22 protein-coding genes are annotated in these 24,768 nt (G+C 63.0%); 6 read left to right on the top strand and 16 right to left on the bottom strand.

Annotated elements, in window-relative coordinates; all coding sequences use genetic code 11:
- The first annotated feature begins 132 nt into the window (after window positions 1-132).
- Window positions 133-642 carry an arsenate reductase ArsC gene (locus tag AC07FD_RS33120; RefSeq protein ID WP_478353261.1) on the top strand — a complete coding sequence of 170 codons (510 nt, stop codon included), beginning with the start codon at window positions 133-135 and terminating at the stop codon, window positions 640-642.
- 48 nt (window positions 643-690) lie between these two features.
- Here the strand turns inward: AC07FD_RS33120 and AC07FD_RS33125 are convergent, their stop codons facing one another.
- From AC07FD_RS33125 to AC07FD_RS33170, 10 genes are all read right to left on the bottom strand, one after another.
- Complete coding sequence (locus AC07FD_RS33125; protein ID WP_478353262.1) at window positions 691-1,140, bottom strand: hypothetical protein; 450 nt, start codon at window positions 1,138-1,140, stop codon at window positions 691-693.
- Window positions 1,141-1,190: 50 nt separating this feature from the next.
- Window positions 1,191-1,451 (bottom strand): DUF2312 domain-containing protein, encoded by a 261-nt coding sequence (locus AC07FD_RS33130; protein ID WP_027027312.1) that lies wholly within the window; start codon window positions 1,449-1,451, stop codon window positions 1,191-1,193.
- A 273-nt stretch (window positions 1,452-1,724) separates the two neighbouring features.
- Window positions 1,725-5,183, bottom strand: a complete 3,459-nt coding sequence (gene pyc, locus AC07FD_RS33135; RefSeq protein WP_478353263.1) for a pyruvate carboxylase — start codon at window positions 5,181-5,183, stop codon at window positions 1,725-1,727.
- A 300-nt stretch (window positions 5,184-5,483) separates the two neighbouring features.
- Window positions 5,484-6,602 (bottom strand): branched-chain amino acid ABC transporter substrate-binding protein, encoded by a 1,119-nt coding sequence (locus tag AC07FD_RS33140; RefSeq protein WP_478353264.1) that lies wholly within the window; start codon window positions 6,600-6,602, stop codon window positions 5,484-5,486.
- Between the two features lie 137 nt (window positions 6,603-6,739).
- Entirely contained in the window at window positions 6,740-7,087 is a 348-nt protein-coding gene (locus AC07FD_RS33145) for a DUF6867 family protein (protein WP_095084215.1), read from the bottom strand.
- A 112-nt stretch (window positions 7,088-7,199) separates the two neighbouring features.
- On the bottom strand, window positions 7,200-7,928 hold the full coding sequence (locus AC07FD_RS33150; protein ID WP_095084214.1) for an ABC transporter ATP-binding protein: 729 nt from the start codon (window positions 7,926-7,928) through the stop codon (window positions 7,200-7,202).
- Window positions 7,928-9,532 (bottom strand): ATP-binding cassette domain-containing protein, encoded by a 1,605-nt coding sequence (locus AC07FD_RS33155; protein WP_478353265.1) that lies wholly within the window; start codon window positions 9,530-9,532, stop codon window positions 7,928-7,930. The genes AC07FD_RS33150 and AC07FD_RS33155 overlap by 1 nt, the downstream gene beginning before the upstream one ends.
- The gene (livM, locus tag AC07FD_RS33160) at window positions 9,532-11,127 is read right to left on the bottom strand and encodes a high-affinity branched-chain amino acid ABC transporter permease LivM (protein ID WP_478353266.1); all 1,596 of its coding nucleotides are present in this window, start codon (window positions 11,125-11,127) and stop codon (window positions 9,532-9,534) included. The genes AC07FD_RS33155 and livM overlap by 1 nt, the downstream gene beginning before the upstream one ends.
- 4 nt (window positions 11,128-11,131) lie before the next feature.
- On the bottom strand, window positions 11,132-12,034 hold the full coding sequence (locus AC07FD_RS33165) for a branched-chain amino acid ABC transporter permease (protein WP_095084211.1): 903 nt from the start codon (window positions 12,032-12,034) through the stop codon (window positions 11,132-11,134).
- Between the two features lie 446 nt (window positions 12,035-12,480).
- Window positions 12,481-12,867, bottom strand: a complete 387-nt coding sequence (locus tag AC07FD_RS33170; RefSeq protein ID WP_095084210.1) for an ectoine synthase — start codon at window positions 12,865-12,867, stop codon at window positions 12,481-12,483.
- 142 nt (window positions 12,868-13,009) lie between these two features.
- Between AC07FD_RS33170 and AC07FD_RS33175 the strand changes: the two genes are divergently transcribed.
- Window positions 13,010-13,903, top strand: coding sequence for a LysR substrate-binding domain-containing protein (locus AC07FD_RS33175; protein ID WP_478353267.1), 894 nt, complete (start codon window positions 13,010-13,012; stop codon window positions 13,901-13,903).
- A gap of 67 nt (window positions 13,904-13,970) precedes the next feature.
- On the opposite strand, the gene AC07FD_RS33180 is transcribed toward AC07FD_RS33175, so the two are convergent.
- The 3 genes from AC07FD_RS33180 to AC07FD_RS33190 form a co-directional block, all read right to left on the bottom strand.
- Complete coding sequence (locus AC07FD_RS33180; protein WP_478353268.1) at window positions 13,971-14,972, bottom strand: 4-hydroxyproline epimerase; 1,002 nt, start codon at window positions 14,970-14,972, stop codon at window positions 13,971-13,973.
- Between the two features lie 32 nt (window positions 14,973-15,004).
- A complete protein-coding gene (locus AC07FD_RS33185) occupies window positions 15,005-16,321 on the bottom strand; it encodes an NAD(P)/FAD-dependent oxidoreductase (protein WP_478353269.1) in 1,317 nt (438 codons plus the stop codon).
- A gap of 61 nt (window positions 16,322-16,382) precedes the next feature.
- Complete coding sequence (locus tag AC07FD_RS33190; RefSeq protein WP_478353270.1) at window positions 16,383-17,276, bottom strand: dihydrodipicolinate synthase family protein; 894 nt, start codon at window positions 17,274-17,276, stop codon at window positions 16,383-16,385.
- 69 nt (window positions 17,277-17,345) lie between these two features.
- On the opposite strand from AC07FD_RS33190, the gene AC07FD_RS33195 reads away from it, so the two are divergent.
- Complete coding sequence (locus AC07FD_RS33195) at window positions 17,346-18,041, top strand: GntR family transcriptional regulator (protein WP_478353271.1); 696 nt, start codon at window positions 17,346-17,348, stop codon at window positions 18,039-18,041.
- A gap of 9 nt (window positions 18,042-18,050) precedes the next feature.
- Here the strand turns inward: AC07FD_RS33195 and AC07FD_RS33200 are convergent, their stop codons facing one another.
- The 3 genes from AC07FD_RS33200 to AC07FD_RS33210 form a co-directional block, all read right to left on the bottom strand.
- The gene (locus AC07FD_RS33200) at window positions 18,051-18,368 is read right to left on the bottom strand and encodes a hypothetical protein (protein ID WP_246461438.1); all 318 of its coding nucleotides are present in this window, start codon (window positions 18,366-18,368) and stop codon (window positions 18,051-18,053) included.
- 293 nt (window positions 18,369-18,661) lie between these two features.
- Window positions 18,662-18,955, bottom strand: a complete 294-nt coding sequence (locus AC07FD_RS33205) for a hypothetical protein (protein ID WP_478353272.1) — start codon at window positions 18,953-18,955, stop codon at window positions 18,662-18,664.
- 292 nt (window positions 18,956-19,247) lie between these two features.
- The gene (locus AC07FD_RS33210; protein WP_478353273.1) at window positions 19,248-20,744 is read right to left on the bottom strand and encodes a CoA-acylating methylmalonate-semialdehyde dehydrogenase; all 1,497 of its coding nucleotides are present in this window, start codon (window positions 20,742-20,744) and stop codon (window positions 19,248-19,250) included.
- Window positions 20,745-21,120: 376 nt separating this feature from the next.
- On the opposite strand from AC07FD_RS33210, the gene AC07FD_RS33215 reads away from it, so the two are divergent.
- The 3 genes from AC07FD_RS33215 to AC07FD_RS33225 all read left to right on the top strand — a co-directional run bounded on the left by AC07FD_RS33215 (window position 21,121) and on the right by AC07FD_RS33225 (window position 24,721).
- Window positions 21,121-22,002, top strand: a complete 882-nt coding sequence (locus AC07FD_RS33215) for a LysR family transcriptional regulator (protein WP_478353274.1) — start codon at window positions 21,121-21,123, stop codon at window positions 22,000-22,002.
- Between the two features lie 113 nt (window positions 22,003-22,115).
- Window positions 22,116-22,559 carry a hypothetical protein gene (locus AC07FD_RS33220; protein ID WP_478353275.1) on the top strand — a complete coding sequence of 148 codons (444 nt, stop codon included), beginning with the start codon at window positions 22,116-22,118 and terminating at the stop codon, window positions 22,557-22,559.
- Window positions 22,556-24,721 carry a phospholipase D-like domain-containing protein gene (locus tag AC07FD_RS33225; protein ID WP_478353276.1) on the top strand — a complete coding sequence of 722 codons (2,166 nt, stop codon included), beginning with the start codon at window positions 22,556-22,558 and terminating at the stop codon, window positions 24,719-24,721. Before AC07FD_RS33220 ends, AC07FD_RS33225 begins: the two co-directional genes overlap by 4 nt.
- The last annotated feature ends 47 nt before the right edge of the window (window positions 24,722-24,768 follow it).

Consider the following 24,768-nt stretch of genomic DNA (forward strand, 5'->3'; position numbering starts at 1 on the left):
CCTGACCGGATGTCATCACACGGTCGCGAAACCTTTCTACGCCGCTTCTTTTCGATATACTTTTGCCAAGCGGCGACGTCCCAACGGAATTTGCCGCTCAATCATCCACTCGCCTGCCAGGGAGGTCTTGAGATGAGCGACAATTTCTACAATGTGCTGTTTCTCTGCAACGCCAATTCGGCACGATCCATCATGGGGGAAGCCATCCTCAACCGGATCGGCGCCGGCAGGTTCAGGGCCTTTTCCGCCGGCTCGCAACCGAAGGGCACGGTCAATCCCTACGCACTTCAACTGCTCGAAACCCTCAGCTTCGACACCGGCTTCGCCCGCTCGAAAAGCTTGGACGAATTCGCCGCGCCCGACGCACCGGAAATGAACTTCGTCTTCACCGTCTGCGACAGCACCGCGAACGAAGCCTGTCCCATATGGCCCGGCCATCCGATGACGGCACTTTGGGCCCTACCGGATCCGGCCAAGGCCCACGGCACCGACGCCGAGGTGCACCTCGCCTTCGCCGATGCCTTTCGCATGCTCAGCAATCGCATCTCGCTGTTCGTCAATCTGCCGGTGGGCACGCTCGACCATATGCCCCTGCAGCATCATCTGGACGAGATCGGCCGCGATACGGCGACGTCGAACTGATCACAAAACGCTCGTCGCATCGCCGGCCGGCAGGCGCGAATTTCACGCTCAGGCTTGGTCGCCGTCCGCCAGAACCTCGGTGACCGCGCGCTCGATGCGTGAGGCCTCCGTCACCAGCCAGTCCGCCATCGCCGGCCAGTTGTCCTCGGCAAAGCAATTCACCCGCCACATCGAATTGATGCCAAGGCCCTGGCAACTCTGCTCCGGCCTGAGCTTCAACTTGCCTTCGATCGCCGACTGGAACGGCTTCAACCGTGACCACGCTCCCGTGGCGCCGAACTTCTCGTTGCGCCCAAAGAAGACGCCGACATGGTTCTGCGCCGGCGCGACATACATGGAAAGGACCAATGCGAAGTCGGGCAGCCCGCGCTGCCAGAACCAGGGTCCGCGCCTCGCCAGCAGAGCCTTTTCCTCCGGATGCCGTTCCTCGAACAGCGTCCAGAAACCGCGCTGGCGGAATTCAGAGGCGCGGCGGGCGCCGAAGTCGAATTCGCTCATGGTTCGAACCGTATCTCCGGCAACCGCATGGGGCGCCGGGCCGGTTAGTCTTACACCATGCCGAGCGCGGCCTTGTACAGGTCGAGGATAGTTTCCTCCTCCTGCCGCTCTGCCTGGTCCTTCTTGCGCAGCCGGATGATCGTGCGCATCGCCTTGGTGTCGAAGCCGGTCCCCTTGGCTTCGGCGAACACTTCCTTGATGTCGTCGGAAATGGTCTTCTTCTCCTCCTCGAGCCGCTCTATGCGCTCGATGAAGGCACGCAGCTGGCCGGCGGCAACAGTCTGGCTGGTCTCGGTGATATCGTCGGCCATGTTTTCTTCTCCGCGTCTTTTATGCGTCACGACTCGGAAACCGACCGTGACGGATTTGAGCCGGTTCGATGCCCGACCAAGCGCGGCGGGTCAAGATAGTATCGATGCGGCATGAAGGGTTGCGCACGCCCCGAGGTGTGTTGAGATTCAGGTCAGGCCGAGCCGAAAACGGTGGCTTCCGAGAACCGGAGCGGAGCGTACTTTGGTACGTGAGCACCGGAAGCGCAGGAAGCCAGCGTTTGCAGGCCGGCATCACCTGAATATCAGCACACCTCAGTTGAAGGCGATCAGCAGATCCTTGGCATCGATCTGGTCGCCGGCCTTAACCAGCACCTCGGCGACCGTGCCGTCGCGCTCGGCATGCAGCGCCGTCTCCATCTTCATCGCCTCGATGGAAAGCAGCACGTCACCGGCCTTCACGGCCTGGCCAGCGGCAACCGAAAGCGCCGAGACGACGCCTGGCATCGGCGCGCCGACATGCGCCTCGTTGCCCGGCTCGGCCTTGCGGCGGGCCTTGGCGGCGGACGCGCCATGCGCCCTGTCGGGCACCTTGACGCGGCGCGGCTGGCCGTTGAGCTCGAAGAACACGGTGACCATGCCCTTGTCGTCGACATCGCCGATGGCCAGACAGCGCACCACCAGCGTCTTGCCCTTCTCGATGTCGACGAAGATCTCGTCCTCTGGCTTCATGCCGTAGAAATAGGTCGGCGTCGGCAGGACGCTGACCGGGCCGTAGGTCTCCTGCGCGCCGGCGAAGTCGGAAAACACTTTCGGATACATCAGCCAAGAGGCGAATTCGAACTCCGAGAGCTTGCGCTCGAGCTTCTCCTCGATCTCCTTGCGGCTGGCCTTGAGATCGGCCGGCTTGAGCAGCGAGCCCGGCCGCACCGTGATCGGCTTGTCGCCCTTCAGCGCCTTCTTCTGCAGCGCTGCCGGCCAACCGCCGGGCGACTGGCCGAGATCGCCGCGCAGCATCGAGACGACCGAATCCGGAAAGGCGATGTCCCTGGCCGGATTTTCGACATCGGCGACGGTCAGGTCCTGGCTGACCATCATCAATGCCATGTCGCCGACGACCTTGGACGACGGCGTCACCTTGACGATGTCGCCGAACATCAGGTTGACGTCGTGATAGGTCTGCGCCACCTCGTGCCAGCGTGTCTCAAGCCCGAGCGAGCGCGCCTGTTCCTTGAGATTGGTGAACTGTCCGCCCGGCATTTCATGCAGGTAGACTTCCGAGGCCGGTCCCTTGAGGTCGCTTTCGAAGGCGGCGTACTGGTTGCGCACCGCCTCCCAGTAGAACGAGATCTTGCGGATCCATTGCGGATCGAGGCCCGGGTCGCGCTCGGTGCCCTTCAGCGCCTCGACGATCGAGCCAAGGCAAGGCTGTGATGTGTTCCCGGAGAAGGCATCCATCGCCGCGTCGATAGCGTCGACGCCGCTCTCCACCGCAGCCAGCACCGTCGCTGCGGAGAGGCCTGACGTGTCATGGGTGTGGAAATGGATCGGCAGGTCGGTCGCCTCGCGCAGCGCCTTGAACAGCACCCGTGCGGCGGAAGGCTTCAAAAGGCCGGCCATGTCCTTGACGGCGATGATGTGGGCGCCGGCAGCCTGCAATTCGCCGGCCAGGCCGACATAGTATTTGAGATCGTATTTGGCTCGCGCCGGGTCGAGTATGTCGCCGGTGTAACACATCGCCGCTTCGATCAGCTTGCCCTCGGCGCCGACCGCGTCCATGGCGACGCGCATGTTCTCGACCCAGTTCAGGCAGTCGAACACGCGGAACAGGTCGATACCGCCGCTGGCCGCCTGCTTGACGAAATGCTGCACGACATTGTCGGGATAATTGGTGTAGCCGACGCCATTGGCGCCGCGCAGCAACATCTGCAGCAACAGATTGGGCGCTGCCTCGCGCACCAGCGACAGCCGCTCCCATGGGTCCTCGGTGAGGAAGCGCATGGCGACGTCGAAAGTGGCGCCGCCCCAGCATTCGAGCGACAGAAGCTGCGGCAGGGCGCGCGCATAGGTGCCGGCGATGCCGGCGATGTCATGCGTGCGCACACGCGTTGCCAGCAGCGACTGATGGCCGTCGCGCATCGTCGTGTCGGTGACCAGCACCTCCTTTTGGTCGCGCATCCAGGCGGCGAACTTTTCCGGTCCGAGCACGTCCAGTTTCTGCTTGCTGCCGCCCGGCACATTGCCGTTGAGGTAGGGCACGATGGGTGCGGCCGCGTCGGCCTTCGGCTGCGGCCGGCCGCGCGCCTCGGGATGTCCGTTGACCGACACGTCGGCGAGATAGTTGATGAGCTTGGTGGCGCGGTCCTGGCGCTTGACCTGTTGGAACAGTTCCGGCGTCGTGTCGATGAACTTGGTCGTATAGGAATTATCGGCGAAGCTCGGGTGGTTGATGATCGCTTCGAGGAAGGTGAGGTTGGTGGCGACGCCGCGGATGCGGAACTCACGCAAGGCCCGGTTCATGCGGGCGATGGTCTCGGCCGGCGTCGGCGCCCAGGCCGTCACCTTCTCTAGCAGCGGATCGTAGAAGCGGGTGATGACCGCGCCGGAATAGGCGGTGCCGCCGTCGAGGCGGATGCCGAAGCCGGTGGCGCCACGATAAGCGGTGATGCGACCGTAGTCGGGAATGAAATTGTGCTCGGGGTCTTCGGTGGTGATGCGGCACTGCAAGGCATGGCCGTTCAGCCGGATGTCCTTCTGCGCCGGCACGCCCGATTCCGGCGTGCCTATGGCGAAGCCGTCGAGGATGTGGATCTGCGCCTTGACGATGTCGATGCCGGTCACCTGCTCGGTGACGGTGTGCTCGACCTGGATGCGCGGATTGACCTCGATGAAATAGAACTTGGCGGTATCGGCATCCTGCAGGAACTCGACCGTGCCGGCACCGATATAGCTGGTCTCGCGCGCAATCTTCAGCGCGTAGCCGCAAAGCTCCTCGCGTTGCGACATTTCGAGATAGGGCGCCGGCGCCCGCTCGACGACCTTCTGGTTGCGGCGCTGGATCGAGCAGTCGCGCTCGAACAGGTGCACCGCATTGCCATGCGTGTCGCCCAGCACCTGCACCTCGACATGGCGGGCGCGCTCGATCAGCTTTTCGAGATAGACCTCGTCCTTGCCGAAGGCGGCTTTCGCCTCGCGCTTGCCTTCCATGACCTCGCGGGCAAGATCGGCCTCGGAGCGGATGGCGCGCATGCCGCGCCCGCCGCCGCCCCACGATGCCTTCAGCATGACCGGATAGCCAATCTCCCTGGCCAGTTTCTTGACCGCCTCAATGTCGTCCGGCAGCGGATCGGTGGCGGGGATCACCGGCACGCCGACCTCGATCGCCAGATTGCGCGCGGCAACCTTGTTGCCGAGCCGGCGCATAGTGTCCGGCTTAGGGCCGATGAAGGTAATGCCGGCGACCGCGCACGCTTCGGCGAATTCGGGACTTTCCGACAAAAGCCCGTAGCCGGGATGAATGGCATCGGCGCCCGAAAGCCTGGCGACGCGGATCACCTCCTCGATCGACAGGTAGCTTTCGATCGGTCCCATGTCGCGGGTCAGGTGCGGTCCGCGCCCGACCTGGTAGCTCTCGTCGGCCTTGAAGCGATGCAGCGAGTACTTGTCCTCCTCGGCCCAGATCGCCACGGTTTTGAGGCCAAGTTCGTTGGCAGCGCGAAAGACGCGAATGGCGATTTCGGATCGGTTGGCGACGAGGATCTTCGTAATGGCCAAGGACGAACTCCGGACAGTGTCGGGGACGAAACTGGGCGTCATGATTAGCCCGAAAATGCTGCAGTGCAAACAAAATTGATGCTGGATTAAATCGATTGAAACGGAATCTTTGCGCCAAAGTCGGTCGCATTCGGTCGAAGGCGCAAGAAGCGCCCGGCGCTGCCATTCAAGGCCGGATCATTTTTCCGGCTAAAGGCCGGCTGTATCGGCTTGCCGGATCTTCCGGAAGGGAGCGAGGCTCAAAAGAAAAATGCCCGGCACGAGGCGCCGGGCATTCCGTAAAGATCGAGGCCGACAGGCTTACATCTTCTGGATGTAAGTGTACTTGCCGTCGTCGCCCTTCTTCCATTCGTACATGACGTAGCCGGGCAGCGTCGGGTCGCCCTTGGCGTCATAGGACAGGTCGCCGAGCACGGTCTTGAACGGGCCATTCGCATGCAGGGCCTTGGCAACTTCCTGCGGGTCGTTCGACTTGGCGGCGGCCGCTGCTTCCGAAAGCGCCTGCACGGCAGCGTATGCGTAGAGCGTGTAGGCTTCCGGCTCGAAGCCCTGCGCACGGAACTTCTCGACGAGTTCCTTGTTCGCGGGGATCAGGCGCGGATCCGGGCCGAAGGTATTGAGCGTGCCCGCAACCGCGTCACCCGCGATCGAAGCCAGCTCGTTCGACACGATGCCGTCACCGGAAATCAGCGTCGCCTTGAGGCCCTGGTCGGCCGCCTGGCGGATGATCAGGCCGGCTTCGGTGTGCAGGCCGCCCCAATAGATGATGGAAACGCCGGCTTCCTTCATCTTGGCGATCAGCGCCGAGAAGTCCTTGTCGCCGACATTGATGCCTTCATACATGACTTCCGTCACGCCCTTGGCGTTCATCGCCTTCTTGGTTTCGTCGGCAAGGCCCTGGCCGTAGGTGGTCTTGTCGTGCACGACGGCGATCTTGGCGTCCTTGAAGTTTGCGGCGAGATAAGCGCCGGCAATGCTACCCTGCTGGTCATCGCGTCCGCAGGTGCGGAACACGTTCCACAGGCCGCGCTCTGTGAACTGCGGGTTGGTGGCAGCCGGTGTGATCTCGACAATGTTGTTTTCGGCATAGACTTCGGATGCCGGGATCGAGACGCCCGAGTTGAAGTGGCCGACCACGAACTTGACGCCGTCGCCGACGAACTTGTTGGCGACCGAGATGCCTTGCTTCGGATCGGAGACGTCGTCGCCAACCTCGAGCTTGATCTGCTCGCCATTGATGCCGCCCTTGGCATTGATGTCGGCAACAGCCGCTTCGGCACCCTTCTGAAGCTGTGCGCCGAAGGCTGCGTTCGGACCGGTGATCGGACCGGCAACGCCGATCAGTACATCAGCCCACGCGCTGCCGCCGAACGCGACGAGCGCGGTCAGGGCGACGGCGGACAAAAGTGACTTTTTCATTTAAACGCTCCCATTTACGGAGTGGGCGTGGATGAAGCTTTCATGCGATGCCCACCCTTATCGCAGAAAGCATAGTTTGCCGATTTTCAGGCACTTGTCACGCCGATTCATCCCCGAAGCGGCGTTAATGATGAACCTCAGCCTTTCGGCTTCCAGCTCAAGATTGAAGCTCTTTCGTAGAGCCAATTATACTGTGTCACCATCTGGTTTGTTCGTGTGTATTGATAGCCGACGAAGCCAAGGATCATCAGCACGATGGTGTCGACAATGTAGTAGTGCAGCGAGAACATCGTGCCGCCGAACAGCGCGTGATGGATGAAGCGGATGCCTATGCCGAGGCCTAGCATATAGACGAACAGATGGATGAAGCTGCGCCATGTCTGGGCGCTTGCCTTGCCCGTCATCCAGGCCGCCCAGCCGCCGAGCAGGCAGGTGACGAAGAAGAACTGCCAGATCGACGGCTCCTCGTAAAGAATGCCCTGCATGGTGAAGTCTCCCTAGCATGATCCCGAAAAGTTGCAGACTTTTCGGACAAAGATCACGCGACAAACAAACAACTTGGAGCGGAATATCGGATGCACACGTTCCGCTCCAACCTCAGTGGTGTCCGCCTTCGAGATAGGCGGCGCGCACTTCCGGATTGGCGAGCAGTTCCTTGCCGGTGCCGCTCATCGTCACATTGCCGTTGACCATGACGTAGCCGCGTGTCGCGAGCTTCAGCGCGCCAAAAGCGTTCTGCTCGACCAGGAACACGGTCAGCCCCTGGGTGCGGTTCAGCTCGCGGATGGCGTCGAAGATCTGCTTGACGATCAGCGGCGCCAGACCCAGCGACGGTTCGTCGAGCAACAACAGCTTCGGCCGCGCCATCAGCGCACGTCCGATCGACAGCATCTGCTGCTCGCCGCCCGACAGCGTGCCGCCGCGCTGGGCGACGCGCTCCTTGAGCCGCGGGAACAGCGTGAACACCTTCTCGACGTCCTCGTCATAGTGCTTGAGGTTGTCGAGGCTGGCGCCCATCTGCAGGTTTTCCATCACCGTCATGCGCGGGAAGATGCGCCGGCCCTCCGGCGATTGGGCGATGCGCATGCGCGCGATCTCGTGCGTCGGCATCTGGGTGATGTCGGTGCCGGCAAAGGTAATGGAGCCGGATCGAGCGCGAGGCGCGCCGAAAATGGTCATCATCAGCGTCGACTTGCCGGCGCCGTTGGCGCCAATCAGCGCCACGATCTCACCCTGGTTGACGTGGACATCGACGCCGTTCAGCGCCCGGATGTTGCCGTAATAGGTTTGCACGCCCTTGATATCGAGCAGCGTTGTCCCGGCCATCACTTGTCCCCTCCGCGCTTGCCCGCCACAGGCTTGGCGGCGGCACTCTTCCCGGAAGCCGCGCTTGCGGTCTTTCCGGAAGCCGCGCTTGCGGTCTTCCCGGAAGCATGGCTGGTCGCCACTTTGCCTGCGTCGACGCGGCGCGAGAATTCCGTGTCCTTGCCCTGCCCGAGCAGCTTGGCCTGCTTGACCCACTCCTCACGCGCGATGCGTCCATCGAAGGCAAGGTAGGCTTCGGCGGCCTCGACATCGGCCTTCTTCCAGGCACCGATCTGGTCGAAGTGGAAGATGCCGTGCTCGTTGAGCTTCTTCTCGTTGACCGTGCCGATGCCCTTGATGCGGGTCAGATTGTCGGCCTTGCCGCCGCGCGGTGCCGCCAGCCGGTTGGAGATTTCCCCAACCTTCGCCGCAGGAGCCTTCGCCGCTGGAGCCTTGGCTGCCGGCTTTGCCGGTGCGGGCGCCGCGGTCGACTTCACTGCCGCCCCAGTTGCCGCCTTTGACGCTGATTTCGGAGCAGGCTTTGCCTTTTGAGCAGGCTTGGCCGCCGGTACGGCGGCCAGCGAGGCCGCCTTGTTTGCCGCTGCGAGCGATCTTGCGTCGACCTGCGCCGCCTTGGAGGCGCCTTTCGACACGGTGACCCGCTCGCCCTCGCTATGGCCGACCGTGTCGGTCACTGGCCCGGCGAGATACGAGGACGATGTCCCCGGACCGTGCGCGGCATCAGGCCCCGTATCGAGCTGTTCGATGACGTCTTCGTCGCCGACTTCGGTGAGGACCGCCTCGACTTCCTCGTCGTCGACGCCGAGATAGGCGGCAATGACGCGCGGATCGGTACGCACCGATTGCGGATTTCCGTCAGAGATCTTGCGGCCATATTCCAACACCACAACGTGGTCGGATATCTGCATGACCACCGACATGTCATGCTCGATCAAAAGGATCGAGGTGCCTGATGTGTTCTTGATGTCGATCAGCAATTCGTTGAGCGACGCCGATTCCTTCGGATTGAGGCCGGCCGCCGGCTCGTCCAGGCAGAGGAGCTCGGGACCCGTGCACATGGCGCGGGCGATCTCGAGACGCCGCTGCGCGCCGTAGGGCAGGTCACCGGCCGGATCGTCGGCACGGTCGACGAGATCGGCCTTCTCCAGCCAGTGCCTGGCAAGCTCGACTGATTCGGCCGAGGCCTTGCGATAGCCGCTGAAGCCGAACAGGCCAAGCACCGTATAGCCCGAGGCCTTCATCAGCTTGTTGTGCTGGGCAACCAAAAGGTTCTCCAGCAGCGTCATGCCCGAGAACAGGCGGATGTTCTGGAAGGTGCGCGCCACCTTGGCGCGCGCCGGGATCTCGTGGTTGGGAAGACGTTCGAGCAAATAGCTCGAGCCGTCGTTCCGGTTGAGCGTGATCATGCCCTCCGACGGCTTGTAGAAGCCGGTGATGCAGTTGAACACGGTTGTCTTGCCGGCACCATTGGGTCCGATCAGCGCGGTGATCTCGCCACGCTTGGCGGTGAAGGACAGGTCGCCGATGGCGACCAGGCCGCCGAACTTCATCGACAGATGCTCGACCTGCAGGATGGCCTCGTTCATGGGTGTGCTCGCATTCATCAGCCGTGGCCCTCCTTGGTGAAGGAACTGGAGACAGCCCTTCGCTCCTTGAGGAAGGCGGTCGGCTCGCGACTGCCGACGAAGCCGCGCGGCTTCCACAGCATGACGATGACCATGGCCATGCCGAACAGAAGCATGCGGTAGAGTTCGGGAGTGAAGTCCGGCCCGAAGATCTGCTTGAGGAAGTCGAGTTCGCGCAGCGCCTCCGTGCCGCCGATCATCACCATTGCGGCAACCGCTATGCCGACCAGCGAGCCCATGCCGCCGAGCACGACGATGGCCAGGATGATGGCCGATTCCAGGAAGACGAAGGATTCCGGGCTGACGAAGCCTTGCCGCGCGGCGAAGAACGAGCCGGCGAAGCCGCCGAACATGGCGCCAGTGGCAAAGGCCGTAAGCTTGGTCGTCGTCGTGTTGATGCCCAGAGACCGGCAGGCGATCTCGTCCTCGCGCAGCGCTTCCCAGGCACGGCCGACAGGAAGGCGCCGCAGCCTGATGGTGACGAAGGCGGTGAGCAGGCACAGGCCCAGGATCAGATAATAAAGGAAGATCTTATAGTAGGCACCTGACTGGGCGATGTGCAGCACCTTGGCTATGTAGTTCGAGTCCGACACGTTGAAGGACATCAGCCCGAAGAAGCTGACCTTGGGAATGCCGGAAATGCCGGCCGACCCGTTGGTGACCTCGCGCCAGTTGATCAGCACCAGGCGGATGATCTCGCCGAAGGCCAGCGTCACGATAGCCAGATAGTCGCCACGCAGGCGCAGCACGGGGAAGCCGAGCAGCACGCCCCAGAGGGCCGCCATGGCGCCCGCGGCCGGCAACAGGATCCAGAACGACAGGCCGAAATGCGTGGCGAGCAGCGCATACGCATAGGCGCCAAGTGCATAAAAGGCGACGTAGCCGAGGTCGAGCAGGCCGGCGAGGCCAACAACGATGTTCAGGCCCCAGGCCAGCATCACATAGATCAGGATCTGGATGCCGAAATTATCGACCCATTTCAGCGAGCCCTGCAGCCCTCCGGCAATCGACCACGCGTTCAGCGACAAAACCGCGACCACGAGGATCGGGTACAGCACAAGCGCGGCAATGCCGAGCTTGGTGAAGTTGGCGTGGATGAAGGCCCTGAAATAGTAGATCACGCTGGCCAGCACATAGATGATCGCCAGGGCGCGCAGGAATTGCAGATAGCCGGCCGGTTCTGCTCCGACCCATCCGGCGAGCGAGTTGTTAAAAACGAACAGCAACACCGCCGCGATGACGGCCGCGATGAACCACGGCACCTGGAAGAAGCGCGACGCCACGCTGCCCGGCAACAGGCCGGTGGCGACGTCGGCGATCTTCTGGTTCGCCATGAAGGGCTGGCCATAGGCGACATAGAGGAAGCGTCCGACAGCCGTGGCGATCACCACGCCGGCAAGCAAGCCCCAGCGCGTGGTGACGACCAGTTCATTGGAGATGTTCTGGCCGGTCTTCAGGCCAATGAACAGCACGAACAGGCCAAGCGAAATTGCGCCGGCATAGAAGCCTTCCTTAAGGCCGCGTTGGACAGGGCTGGCGACGACGTCGCTTTCCGGAGATACGGTAACCGCCATGATCTCAGACCTTTTCGACTTCTGGCCGGCCCAGAATGCCGGAAGGCAGGAAGATCAGCACGATCGCCAGGATCGAGAACGCGGCGACGTCCTTGTAATCGATCGAGAAATACGCCGACCACATGCTTTCGATGAAGCCGATCATCAGCCCGCCGAGCACCGCGCCCGGCAGCGAACCGATGCCGCCCAGCACGGCCGCCGTGAACGCTTTCACACCCGGCGTGAAGCCGTCCGAGAAGGCAATGACGCCGTAATACATCAGGAACAAGGTGCCAGCGACTGCGGCGAGCGCGGCACCCATTATGAAGGTGATCGAGATCGTGCGGTCGACGTCGATGCCGAGCAGTGCGGCCATCTTGCGGTCCTGCTCGCACGCTCTTTGCGCTCGACCCAGTGATGTCCTGTTGACCAGGTACCAGAACAGCGCCAGGAGCGCCGCCGTGACGAGAACGATGATGATCTGCTTCAGCGACACGCTGATGCCGTTGATGTTATAGACTTGGCTGACCATCGGCGGGATCGGCTTGTTGCGCGGCCCTTGCGTCACCTGGACGAAGTTCGACAGCGCGATCGACATGCCGATCGCGGTGATCAGCGGCGCCAGCCGGAACGAACCGCGCAGCGGCCGGTAGGCCACCTTCTCGATCGTCCAGTTGTAGAGGCTGGTGAGCAGCATCGCCACGATCATCATGACCAGCAGCGCGATGACGACGGGCACCGAATAGAACAGTGCACCGAGGACGAGGAAGACGATCAGCGCCGTGAAGGCGCCCACCATGAAGATGTCGCCATGGGCGAAGTTGATCATGCCGATGATGCCGTAGACCATCGTGTAGCCGATCGCGATCAGCCCATAGATCGATCCCAGCGTCAGCCCGTTGATAAGCTGCTGGACAAAGTACTGCATGTGTACGTGGCTCCCCTGGAATGTCGCCCATGCAGACGCATTCCTTTTCGTATTTCCCCTAGTCGTAAAGTTTCGAGCCCGGATTGCAACGTCATTTTTCAACCGTCATGCGTGTTTTGCCGGCACGCCGTTCGATTGCCCGTTTTTCCCATCCGGCCCCTTGGACTATCGCGGACCCTACCATTGGCATAACGCAATGTCTTTGACGATTCGACCACATCATGCGCCCCATTTCGAAGAAATCACCGTCAAAACTAGGTGATGAGAGGAATCGTTGCGTTCCTGACACGATCCGTTTTTCGTTCCGTTGCTTTCCCTTGGGTCAGGATTCCCCTTAGCTAACCACAAAACGATGCGCGAACCGGATCGTGGTCGTCGATGAAGCTGGTGTTCATCCGGTAATCGGCGACCGGCCGCCGATCGAGGCAACGATGGCTCCTCGGGACTCAGTAGGCGGATCCGCCATTCTCGCTCAGGACATGCCGCTCGGTGCCATCAAGTGGAGGATTGAAGACGCTGACCAGGATCATGTCGCCGGCGGCATCGGCACGCAGATAATGATCGTCATGTTCATCGAGCACATAGATCGTGCCTGGCTCGATACGATGCACTCCACCGGACATGTCTTCGACCTCGCCGGCGCCGGCGATGCAGTAGCAGGCCTCGAAATGCCGTCGATAGTGGAGGCGCGATTCGCTGCCTGCACGCACAACGGTATGGCAGACGGTGAACCCCATGCCGTCCTTTTGTGTCAGCAGGCGGTGGCTGGTGCCATTGCCCCAATCCACGAAGAAGTCAGATTTTTCTACATCAGCCAATTGTCTGGTGAACATGATCGTTTTCCCTGCATATCGTCAAAAGCCCGGAATCTTCGTTGCATCTGCGCTTGCCCCGAAGTCCGATTGCAGAAATGCCGCAAGACATGCGCGCCTTCAAATGATTGCTTTTCACCCGATATGTTAGTAAATTTTACATATGGACTACATCCCGCTGAACGCCGTCCGTGCTTTCGAGGCCGCTGCGCGCCATCTCAGTTTTTCCGCTGCCGCAGAGGAGCTGCACGTCACTCACCCGGCCATCAGTCACCAGATAAGGCGGCTGGAGGAGTGGTTGGGCGTGACGCTCTTCCACCGGGAGGCGCGCAAGGTACGGCTGACGGATGCCGGGGTTGTCCTGCAGGCCTCGGCGAGCGGGGCACTTGCCGAACTCGGCGCCACATGCCGGCGTATCAGGCGCAATGCGGCCGTGGCGACCGTATCGGTAGGCTGCATACCTTCCATTGCCAGCCGTTGGCTCGTGCCCCGCCTGCCGGACTTCACCGCCAGCCATCCCGATATCGGCATGCGGGTGGCCTATGCCCGAGCAGAGGAAAGGCTCGGCGATGGCGAGAACGACGTGCTGATCACGCTTGGGGCGGATACCACTCCCGGCGTTACCAGCCTCAAGCTGTTTTCACGCCTGAACCGACCGGTGTGCAGCCCCTATTACTTCGCCGGCAGGGACCATCTGCGAACAGCCGCGGGAATAGCGGGCGCTGACCTGCTGCATGACGAGACCCGTCACGGCTGGCGCGAGTGGTTCTCCGAGGCCGGACTGCCCAATGTCGACATTGGCAACGGACCCGTCTTCGCCGACTTCAACATTCTGGCAACGGCGGTCATCGCCGGCCACGGCGTGGCGCTTTGTCCCGTGGACGTTTTTCGGGACGAACTGAAGCGGGGCGATCTGATTGTTCTGTCACAGCTCGCTACCAACCGCGACAAGGGCTACTTCCTGACGATGTCGGTGGATGCCTCGCCTGCCGCGTTTACCTTCGCCGATTGGTTTCGCCGGGAGGTTTCGGTCGATGCCGAAGCGGATCGGCCTTAGGTCCTTGCATGTCGTTCGCCTAAACCGGCGCCCCCTTTGGGCGACATGCAAAGAAAGCCTGTCGATATCACTTGACGACGAAGCCATGCGCGAACGGATCGCGGTCGTCGATGAAGATGGTGTTCAACCCAGTCATCCGTGCCCAACCGCCGATCGAGGGAATAATGGCCGGCTTGCCCGCCACGGTGACGTCCTTTTCGACCTTGCCCTTGAACAGCGAACCGATGATCGATTCATGGACGAAGCTGTCGCCGGCCTTGAGCTTGCCCTTGGCATGAAGCTGCGCCATGCGCGCCGAGGTGCCGGTGCCGCACGGTGAGCGATCGATCGCCTTGTCGCCATAGAAGACGGCATTGCGGGCGTCCGCGCCCTCCACGGTCGGCTTGCCAGTCCACAGCATGTGCGACAGCCGGTTGATGCCCGGGTTCTCGGGATGCACGAAGGAATATTTTTCGTTGAGCCGCTGCCGCACCACCGGGCTCCAGGCGATGAAGTCGCCGGCCGAATAGTCTGCCATGTCGCGATAGTTCCTCTGTGGCTCGACGATGGCGTAGAAATTGCCGCCATAGGCGACATCGACGGTGATTTCGCCGAGTTGCGGACACTCGACCGTCAAGCCTTCGGCATGGAGGAAGGACGGCACGTTGGTGATGCGCACCTCCTCGACATAGTCGCCGACCTGTTTGTACTCGGCGATGACCAGACCGGCCGGCGTATCGAGCCTGAGCACGCCCGGCGTCTTCGGCTTGATCAGCCCGTGCTCGATCGCCATCGTCACCGTGCCGATGGTGCCATGGCCGCACATCGGCAGGCAGCCCGAGGTTTCGATGAACAGGATGGCGATATCGCAATCCTCGCGCGTCGGCGGATAGAGGATCGAGCCTGACATCACGTCATGACCGCGCGGTTCGAACATCAGCCCGGTGCGGATCCAGTCATACTCGGCGAGGAAGTGCGCGCGCCGCTCCATCATCGTCGACCCCTGCAGCAGCGGGCCGCCGCCGGCGACCAGCCGCACCGGATTGCCGCAAGTGTGGCCGTCTATGCAGAAGAAGGATTTCTTGGCCATGACGCTCCTCGAAAAATCAAAACCCGAAAAAATCAGAATCGTTGTGGACTGAAGGGCCCCAGATCGATCGGCGGAGTCTGCCCCAGGACGAGATCGCGGATCAACCGTCCGGTGGCTGCCGCCTGGGTCAGGCCGAGATGGCCATGGCCGAAGGCATAGACCACCGGCCGGTTTCCCGACACGCGTCCTATGACGGGCACCGAATCCGGCAGCGAGGGACGGAACCCCATCCATTCGCGCCCGCCGGTCGGATCGAGCCCCGGCAGGAAGTTTTGCGCCTTCTGCAGCAGGGCCTTCGATCGCGCATAGTTGGGCGGCCTCTCGATGCCGCCAAGTTCGACCGCGCCGCCGACGCGCAAGCCGGCTTCGAGCGGCGTGATGACGAAGCCGTGGCCGGAGAAGATCAGCTGCCGCTTCACGTCGAAGGCAGCCTTCGGCAGCGTCGTGTTGTAGCCACGCTCGGTCTCCAGCGGAATGCGATCGCCGAATTGCCTCGCCAGCAGATGCGACCAGGCGCCGGCGGCGACGACAAGATGTCGGGCCCGCCTGGTCGTTCCGTCGGCCAGCGTCAATGTGGCGCCATCCTCATCCGCCCCGACGCGCTCGATCCGGGCCATTTCAAAGCGCGCGCCCCTGGTCTGCGCGTAGGCCCATACCGCCTTGCCGAGCAGTTTTGGATCGGCGACCGTCTTCCATCCCGGCACGAACGTGCCCTTGACGAAGCGTGGCGAGAGCCCAGGCTGCAGGGCTGCAAGTTCATCGCCCTCGACATGGCGAAAACCAATGTCGAAGCGCTCCCGCGCGGCCCAGCCGGGCAGCGAGGCGCGGAACTCGGCCTCGCTCTCGTAGAGTTCGAGCGAGCCGTCCTCGCGCAGCATGCCGCGCGTGCCGGAGCGATCGAGCAAGCCCATCCATTCGGCTTCGGCAAGCTTCATCATGCCCGCCTGGGCGGCGAGGCTCGCTTCATATTTTGCCGGCGCGCCGGCACGCCAGAAGCGGATCAGCCAGGGCAGCAGCTTTGGCAGATACGCGGGCGGGATGCTGAGCGGGCCGAGTGGGTCGGCCAGCCATTTCGGCAACTGCCGGATCATGCCCTTGTGTGCCATCGGCAGCACGTCGGAGAAGGCGAAGGCGGCGGCGTTTCCGGAACTCGTTTCCTCGCAAATGCCGGTGCGATCGAAGATCGTGACCTTGCGCCCCGCCTCGGCAAGACAGGCGGCGGCGCAGATGCCGATGATGCCGCCACCGATTATGGCAATGTCTTCCCCTTCTCCCCGTTCACGGGGAGAAGATGCCCGAAGGGCTGAGGGGCGGCGCCCCTCTTCTGTCGACTTCGAACTTCCGTGCACGTAGGCGCTGCCTCTCTTCTGGCTGCCGCCACCTTCTCCCTATGAAGGGGAGAAGAAAGCTTCAGAACTGCGGCAGTGTCGGCCGAACCGCCAGCGCGCCCTTGACGATCTTTTCGACTGCCTTGCGGCGTTCGCCCGACAGCGGCTGGCGCGGCATGCGCACGCGGTCATTGGTTTGAATGGCGAACACTTCGGCAAGCTTGATGTTCTGCACCAGATAGGTCGAGACGTCGAGATCGAGCAACGGCCGGAACCAACGGTAGATGGCGAGAGCCTCTTCGCGGCGGCCCTGCTTCATCAGCTGGTAGATGGCGACAGTCTCGCGCGGAAACGCGGTGACCAGTCCGGCGACCCAGCCGATGGCGCCGACCGACAGCGCCTCGAAAGCGAGATTGTCGACGCCGGTGAACAGGTCGTAGCGAGTGCCCAAGCGATTGATGATCTCGGTCGAGCGGCGGATGTCGTCGGAGGATTCCTTGATGGCGACGAAACGCTTGTCCGATGCCAGCTCCTCCATCTGGTCGACGGTGACGTCGACGCGGTAGGCGAGCCGGTTGGAGTAGATCATGACCGGCAGGTCGCCAGCCTCCGCGACAGCGCGCAGCGCTGCGACCGTCTCCTCCGCATTGGTGTGATAGATCGGGCTCGGCACCACCATCAGGCCGTTGGCACCTTCCTTGGCGGCGCGGCGCGCAATGCTGGCCGCCTCGCGGGTGCCGGCCTCATTGACCGTCAGCAGCACCGGCTTCTTGCCGGCGACCTTCTGCGCGGTCTTCAGCACCTCGATCTTCTCGTCAGGCGACAGCATCGGCCCTTCGCCGAGCGATCCGCAGACGATGATGCCGTCGCAGCCGGCCTCCATCTGCAGGGCAAAGCAGCGCTCCATCTCGGCATGGTCGAGGCGGTCGTCGGCAGTGAATTTGGTCGTGACGGCGGGGAAAACTCCGGTCCACATGGTCATTTCTCCATCTGATATATCAGTGGTATATCTGCTAGAAATTCGCCTGTCAATGCGGAATCTCTTATGATATATCCTGAATATATCAGGAGATCGCCTTTGATATCCACGGACTCAAGCATTGCATTCGAGCCGGCGGCGGCCAAAGCCTACCGCGTGCTCGAGCACATGATCGTCACGCTGGAACTGGCACCCGCGAGCTTCGTCACCGAGGGCGCCTTGATCGAAAGGCTGGCGCTTGGCCGCACGCCGGTGCGCGAGGCAATCCAGCGGCTGGCCTGGGAAGGACTGCTCGACGTGCGGCCGCGCGCCGGCATCGCGATCGCTCCGCTGCATCCCGGCGACTGGCTGCGTGTGCTCGATGCGCGCCGCGGCGTCGAGGTGGTGCTGGCCCGGTCGGCCGCCCGCTTCGTCACCCGCGAAGCCGCCGACATGTTTCACGAAGCAGCCCTGGCCATGCAGAAGGCGGTGATCTCCGGCAACGTGCTTTCCTTCATCCAGGCCGACAAGGCGCTCGACGACGCTCTGGCGCTGGCCGCTGACAATCCCTTCGCCGCCCGCCTGGCGGCTCCCTTGCAAACCCACAGCCGCCGTTTCTGGTTCCGCTACAAGGCCGACACCGGGCTTGCCGAATCGGCCGAGCATCATGTCGCGCTGATCCGCTCGATCCTCGAGGGCGACGAGGAGGCCGCGGCCAAAGATGCCAAGCGGCTGATCGCACTGCTGCGCGGCCACGCCGAGGTGGCCGCTACCCGCCGCTGATCGGGCGGTTCAGATCCCTTGCGCCGTCGCGGTGACGGAGACGGTATTCTCCCATCCGTCACCGGTCGCGAAGATGCAGCTTCGGCCCTGCACGTCGGTCACCAGCATGGTCCATGTCCCACTTGCCGAGACATAGATCTCGACAATGGCAGCTTGCCCGACCACACCGTAGCCGATCTGCTTTTGCTGGAAGGCCTGCGCCAGTCCCGCGACAAGGTCGCTGTGGCCGCCGCAGATGAATTGCGCCTGTGCCGACAGCGTCGACAGCGCCAGCGCGGTGCCGATCACGGCCATCCTGATCCATCGAAACGAAAATTTGTGTGCCATTTGGCACCTCCTTCGCCTTCACGTTCCGGCAAAGGGAGGCACATGGGCAGCCTCAATATGCCGGAGCGTTCCAGGCCGGGTCCGACGTCTTCATCACGTCACTCCTTCTGGTTTCCGGTCTGTCGTCTGGGAATTCTTATCGCATTCCCTGGATTCGATATGGTGAGGCCCTGATCCGAAAACAAGCAGCATTTCGGTCCTGGCGGCGCGCTGCAGGGCGACGATCCGCGTCAGGTTTCCGCGGGATCGGGAAGCGCCGCCCATTTCAGCAGGGCGTCGAAGGCTTGTCCCGTTCAGGCGCCCGGCAATGCCGCCATCAGGATGCCATCCCAACCTTCGCCCGCCGTGATGACGCAACTCTGACCATGCGTGTCGGTGGCCAGGATGGTCCATGTGCCCTGGTCGGAAACGAAGATTTCGAGAACCACGCTCGGGTTGACTAGGCCCCGCGCCGTCTCACTTTCGTGGTACTTGTCGCCGAGCGCCTTGACCATATCCACGCGGGCCGCGCATTGCCCAGCCGATGCCGGGGCGGCACAAAAAGCAGAAGCCGCTGCAAAAAACAGCGTCGCCATGAGACGTGTCATCTGACACCTCCTTGCGCTACACGATGATTCCGAAGCTGTCACCAGCGCCGTTGTTTGATCTGACGCGCCTCGTCGCGGCAGGATTGCAACCCAAGGCGATAGTTGGCCGCCCGGTTCCATCACTTTAGCGTGCAAGCGGATACGGCGCGCGACTGGAAATCAAAAAGGCCCGGGTTTTGAGCCCGGGCCTTTGGCTGTCAGTCTTCAAATCTGGACCCGTTCATTGTCGGGATTGATGCCTGCCCGCGCGCCCGCAGCCGAAGGCGAGGACGCGCAAGCAAGAATCGTCCGGTCAGTTCATCGTCGGGATGACGAACTCCGCACCGTCCTTGATGCCGGACGGCCAGCGCGAGGTGACCGTCTTGGTCTTGGTGTAGAAGCGGAACGCGTCCGGGCCATGCTGGTTGAGGTCGCCGAAGGAGGACGCCTTCCAGCCGCCGAAAGTGTAGTAGGCGATCGGCACCGGGATCGGCACATTGACGCCGACCATGCCGACCTGGACCCGCGAGGCGAAGTCGCGGGCCGCGTCACCGTCACGGGTGAAGATGGCGACGCCATTGCCCATCTCGTGGTCGTTGGCGAGCTTGATCGCGCTCTCATAGGTCAGCGCCCGCACCACCGAGAGCACCGGACCAAATATCTCTTCCTTGTAGATGCGCATGTCTGCTGTGACGTTGTCGAACAGGCAGCCGCCCATATAGTAGCCATCCTCGTAGCCCTGCATGGAGAAGCCACGGCCGTCGACGACCAGCTTGGCGCCTTCCTTGACGCCGGTGTCGACGTAGCCCTTGACGCGCTCCAGCGCCTGCGCCGTCACCAGCGGGCCGAAATCGGCCGAAGAGTCGGTCGAAGGTCCGACCTTCAGGCTTTCGACACGCGGGATCAGCTTTTCCATCAGCCGGTTGGCGGTGTCGTTGCCGACCGGGACAGCCACCGAGATCGCCATGCAGCGCTCGCCGGCCGAGCCGTAGCCCGCGCCGATCAGCGCGTCGACGGTCTGGTCCATGTCGGCATCGGGCATGATGATCATGTGGTTCTTGGCGCCACCGAAGCACTGCACGCGCTTGCCTGCGGCGGTGCCGCGCGAATAGATGTAGTGGGCGATCGGCGTCGAGCCGACAAAGCCGATGGCCTTGATGTCGGGATCGTCGAGGATGGCATCGACCACATCCTTGTCGCCGTTGACGACATTGAGGATGCCTGCCGGCAGGCCGGCTTCGATGAACAGTTCGGCGATGCGCATCGGTACGCCCGGGTCGCGCTCCGACGGCTTCAGGATGAAGGCATTGCCGCAGGCGATGGCCGGCGCGATCTTCCACAGCGGGATCATCGCCGGGAAGTTGAACGGCGTGATGCCGGCGACGACGCCGAGCGGCTGGCGCATCGAATAGACGTCGATGCCTGGGCCGGCGCCGTCGGTGAATTCCCCCTTCATCATATGCGGTGCGCCGATGCAGACCTCGACCACTTCGAGGCCGCGCTGGATGTCGCCCTTGGCGTCGGCGATCGTCTTGCCATGCTCGCGCGCCAGGATATCGGCCAGTTCGTCATAGTCGCGGGCGACGAGTTCGAGGAACTTCATCAGCACGCGCACGCGGCGCTGCGGGTTGGTTGCCGCCCATTTGGGCTGTGCTGCCTTGGCATTCTCGACCGCCGCGCGCAGTTCCGCCTGCGAAGCCAGCGCCACCGTGCCGCGCACGGAGCCGTCCATCGGCTGCATGACATCCTGCTTGCGGCCGCTGGTCCCGGCGACATGCTTGCCGCCGATGAAATGACCGTAGTCGATCATGATTTCTCTCCCTGGGTTTGTGATGGCGCATTGTCCGCCTTTGCCCGGCGGATGGCAACGCGAGTGAGAACGCAACCGTTGTGCGGAAAGTAGATAACGATTGACGGGAGAGCATCAATTCTCGCAAAAAGCACTATCACGAGCGCTGCCCTACGGATTGACAGGTTGAGTTCCTTCGCGCCCCCCTCTGTCCTGCCGGACATCTCCCCCTCCAGGGGGGAGATTGCGCTGTCATCTCTGCTTTCGCAAATCGTCAAGGCTGTTAGAGGTTCGCCCCCACCGTTGCCGATCTCCCCCCTTGAGGAGGAGATGTCCGGCAGGACAGAGGGGGACGCGAAGGAACGCGACATTGATCGTTGCCATGTGGACCATCCCCATGAACTGGGATGACGTCCGCATCTTCCTGGCCGTGGCGCGGGCCGGCCAGATCCTTGGCGCCGCCAGGCGGCTGGAGCTCAATCATGCCACCGTCTCGCGCCGCATCGCCGCACTCGAGGATGCGCTGCGGACAAAGCTGTTTCGCCGGCTGACCACCGGTAGCGAACTGACGCCGGCCGGCGAGCGCTTTCTCGACATTGCCGAGCGCATGGAAGGCGACATGATCGCCGCGCGTTCGACCGTTGCCGGCGAGGGCGACGACGTTTCCGGCACGGTGCGCATCGGCGCGCCGGACGGGTTTGGCGTCGCCTTCCTGGCCAAGCGTCTTGGCGCACTGACGGGCCTGCACCGCGAACTGACGATCCAGCTTGTGCCGGTGCCGCGCTCCTTCTCCTTGTCGCGACGCGAGGCGGACATCGCCATCACCGTCGAGCGGCCGACGGAGGGGCGGCTGGTGGCGGGAAAGCTGGTCGACTATTCGCTCGGCCTGTTTGCCTCGCGCGCCTATGCCGAGGCACATGGCTTGCCCAAGACAGCCGCCGAGCTTGGTCAGCACACGCTCATAGGCTATGTGCCGGACCTGATCGTCAGCCCGTCGCTCGACTATGCGGCCGAGTTCAGCCCGGATTGGCGCACCAGCTTCGCCATCTCGTCGGCACTCGGCCAGGCCGAGGCGGTGCGCTCGGGCGCCGGCATCGGCATTCTGCACACCTTCGTCGCCCGATCGATGCCGGAACTGGTGTCCGTCGACGTGGTCGCACCCATCCGCCGCGCCTATTGGCTGGTCTATCACGAATCGGTCCGGCCGTTGCGCCGCGTCCAGATCGTCGCCAGCTTCATCACCAAGGCGGTGGAGCGGGAGAGAAGCCTGTTCGTTTAGACACGCCGCCTTTTCCTTGCCACAAAACCGGCCAGTGTGGCATCAGGCGCGCAGTCGCCGCCACGGGCAGATCGCCAGGTGGGGAATATTTCAGAAAGCTGGCGCGGATAGACATGCGAGCCGTTCTTGCCATCCTGCCGCTGCTCTTCCTTTCCGCATGCGCCAATCCATGGACCAAGGTGCCGGGGGCCGACCTGCCCAAGCCGATCCGCTATGCCATGGCGCGCCCATCGCCTTTCGTCTTCGGCAATTATTGCGGCCCCGGCACCCGCACCGGCGATCTGTCGGCGCGGCCGGTCGACCGCCTCGACGCAGCCTGCCGGATCCATGACGCTTGCTACATCGCCCGCCACAATCATTGCGATTGCGATGGTGCCCTTGTCGCCTCAGCGAAAACGATACGCGACGACAAGACAGCACCCCGCAAGATGCGCGGCGAGGCGGAGCTGCTGATCGCCACTTTCGCCATCCCCGTCTGCAAGGTGTTCCCGCAGGGCTTCATGCCGCCGCGCGACCCGGCACAACTGAGCGTCCTGAAGGCCGGGGCGACCGGGTGAACTGCCGCGCAGCCATCGTCGTTGCCCTGTCCGGGCTGACGCTCATTGTCCTTGCCGGCTGTGCCGCCTCGCCTGGCCGCAACGCGTGTGACCTGCTGCAGGGCCAAGAGGCCTGCGCTCGCCCCTCGCTATCGGCCAGCACGCCCGGGCCGCAGGTCGCCGCCGCTCAATTTTTGGGCGACGCCGGCACAAGCGACTATGAAAAGCGGTTCCTGGCGCTGCTAGCCGACCACCAGCTCGGCGCCATGGACCGGGCCAACGGCACCGGCCCTTTCGGCCACGACCGCCATGAGATCCGCAACAGCGATTTCCAGGCGACCTACCGGACGCTGCAGCACCTGGCCGGACCGGTTGCCGAAACGCATCTGCCGCCGGCCGGCGGTGGCAGCGGCGATGGCCATTTCGACGGGCGCTGGCGGGTGTCGCGGCAGACGCTCTACATCGACGCCGCGGCACGACCTTCGGCGCCCAAGACATTCGATTTTTCCGGCCTGCAGGCGCGCAGCGTCGAGATCGTGCTGCGCCAGGCGGGCAAGCAACCGGCCGAGATCGACGGCTCATGCGATGGCGCGTTGGCGCTCCGCGACGGCGCCGGTTCGCGAACCATTGCCGCAGGCATGGCATTCCGCTTTCGTCTGTCTGGCGAGGACGACACGGTCAGCCTGTTCCCAAGTGACAGCCTGAACCGCTGCACCGCAAGAATCCGCTCCAGCCTTGTCCCGGCCAGCGCGCCCCTCACCATCCGGCGCGAAGAGACCGCCGACACGGCTCTCGCCGCTTTCGACAGCCGCTACGAGCGTTGCCCGACGCCTGACCCCACGGGCCTCGACCCGCTCAGCCGCGCCTTCTACGCCAGCCGCTGGCTGTCGCAGACCTGCGCCTTGCCGATCGGAGAGCCGCGCCTGCTGCGCAAGTCGCGCGACGGCTTCAACGCCAAGGTCGAGGCGCTGATGGGAACGCCGCTGCCCGACAGCGCTATCGACAGGGGCGATCCGGAGCTTCCTCTCGACTTCTCGAAGGCGCCAAGGCTGAAGCTGATCTACCTGTCCTCGCTCGAGTTCAAGGCCGATTTTTCCGGCCGCATCATCGAACGGCTGATCCGCCACCATGCCGCGCTCGGCACCAAGGTCCGCATTTTGGTCACCGACGTGCTGGAGCGCGACAAGGACGATGCGCTGCTGCGCCGGCTGGCGGCGGAATTCCCCAATGTCGAGCTGCAGGAATATCGCTGGCGTGCAGATCGGGGCGCGCCGATCGACGAGCAGATCTCACAATTGCACAAGACCCACCACATCAAGATGCTGGCAACGCTGGCTGAGGATCCCGGGCGCTCGCGCGTCATCATCGGCGGCCGCAACATCCATGACGGCTTCCTGTTCCACCAGCCGATCGATCTGTCCCGCTATCCGGATCTGGAGCAATATGGCAGGACCGACGGCTTTTCGTTGAACTACTATTCGAACTGGAGCGACTTCGACATCGAGCTCACCGACCGGACCACGGTCGAGGCGCTCGCCGCGCATCTCTCGACAGTGTGGCTTCGCGACGCCTACACCAACATCGCACGGCCCTTCTCCATTCCGGTCCGGTCCGACGGCCGCCGCCCGTCAGGCACGGCGCGGCACTTCATTTCCGTGCCCTACGCGGATGGCCATGCGCTGGAGGATTATTTCGTCGAGCTGGTCGACGCCGCCCAGCACCATATCCAGATCGTCAATCCCTACCTCAACCTAACGCCGAAGCTCGCCCAATCGTTCGACCGGGCGCTCGCCCGCGGCGTCAGGATCGACATTGTCGGCCGTATCGATCTCAAGGGCGATATTGGCGGCAGGTTCCTCACCGCGCTCAACAAGCTGTTCGTAGAGAAGTATGGCGACCGCATCGACATTCGCGAGTTCAAGGCGCCCGATGTCGTGCTGCATTCCAAGATCATGATGATCGACGAGAGGCTGGTCGCCATCTCCTCGGTCAATCTCAACAACCGCAGCTTCTTCCACGACTCGGAGAACGGCATGATGGTGCTGGACCCGGCCTTCTACACCAGGATGAAGGCGATCTATGACGACTATCTCGCCCACTCGAACCCGGTCCCAACCAACGTCACGATCCCGTGGGCCTATCGGCTGCTGTTCGACGAAGACTGGGTCAGGCAGGCGTTCTAGGGGTTGTTGATATTCAGGATTCCACTTCGGGCTTGATCGTGATTCAA

Source organism: Mesorhizobium waitakense, from assembly GCF_056431085.1.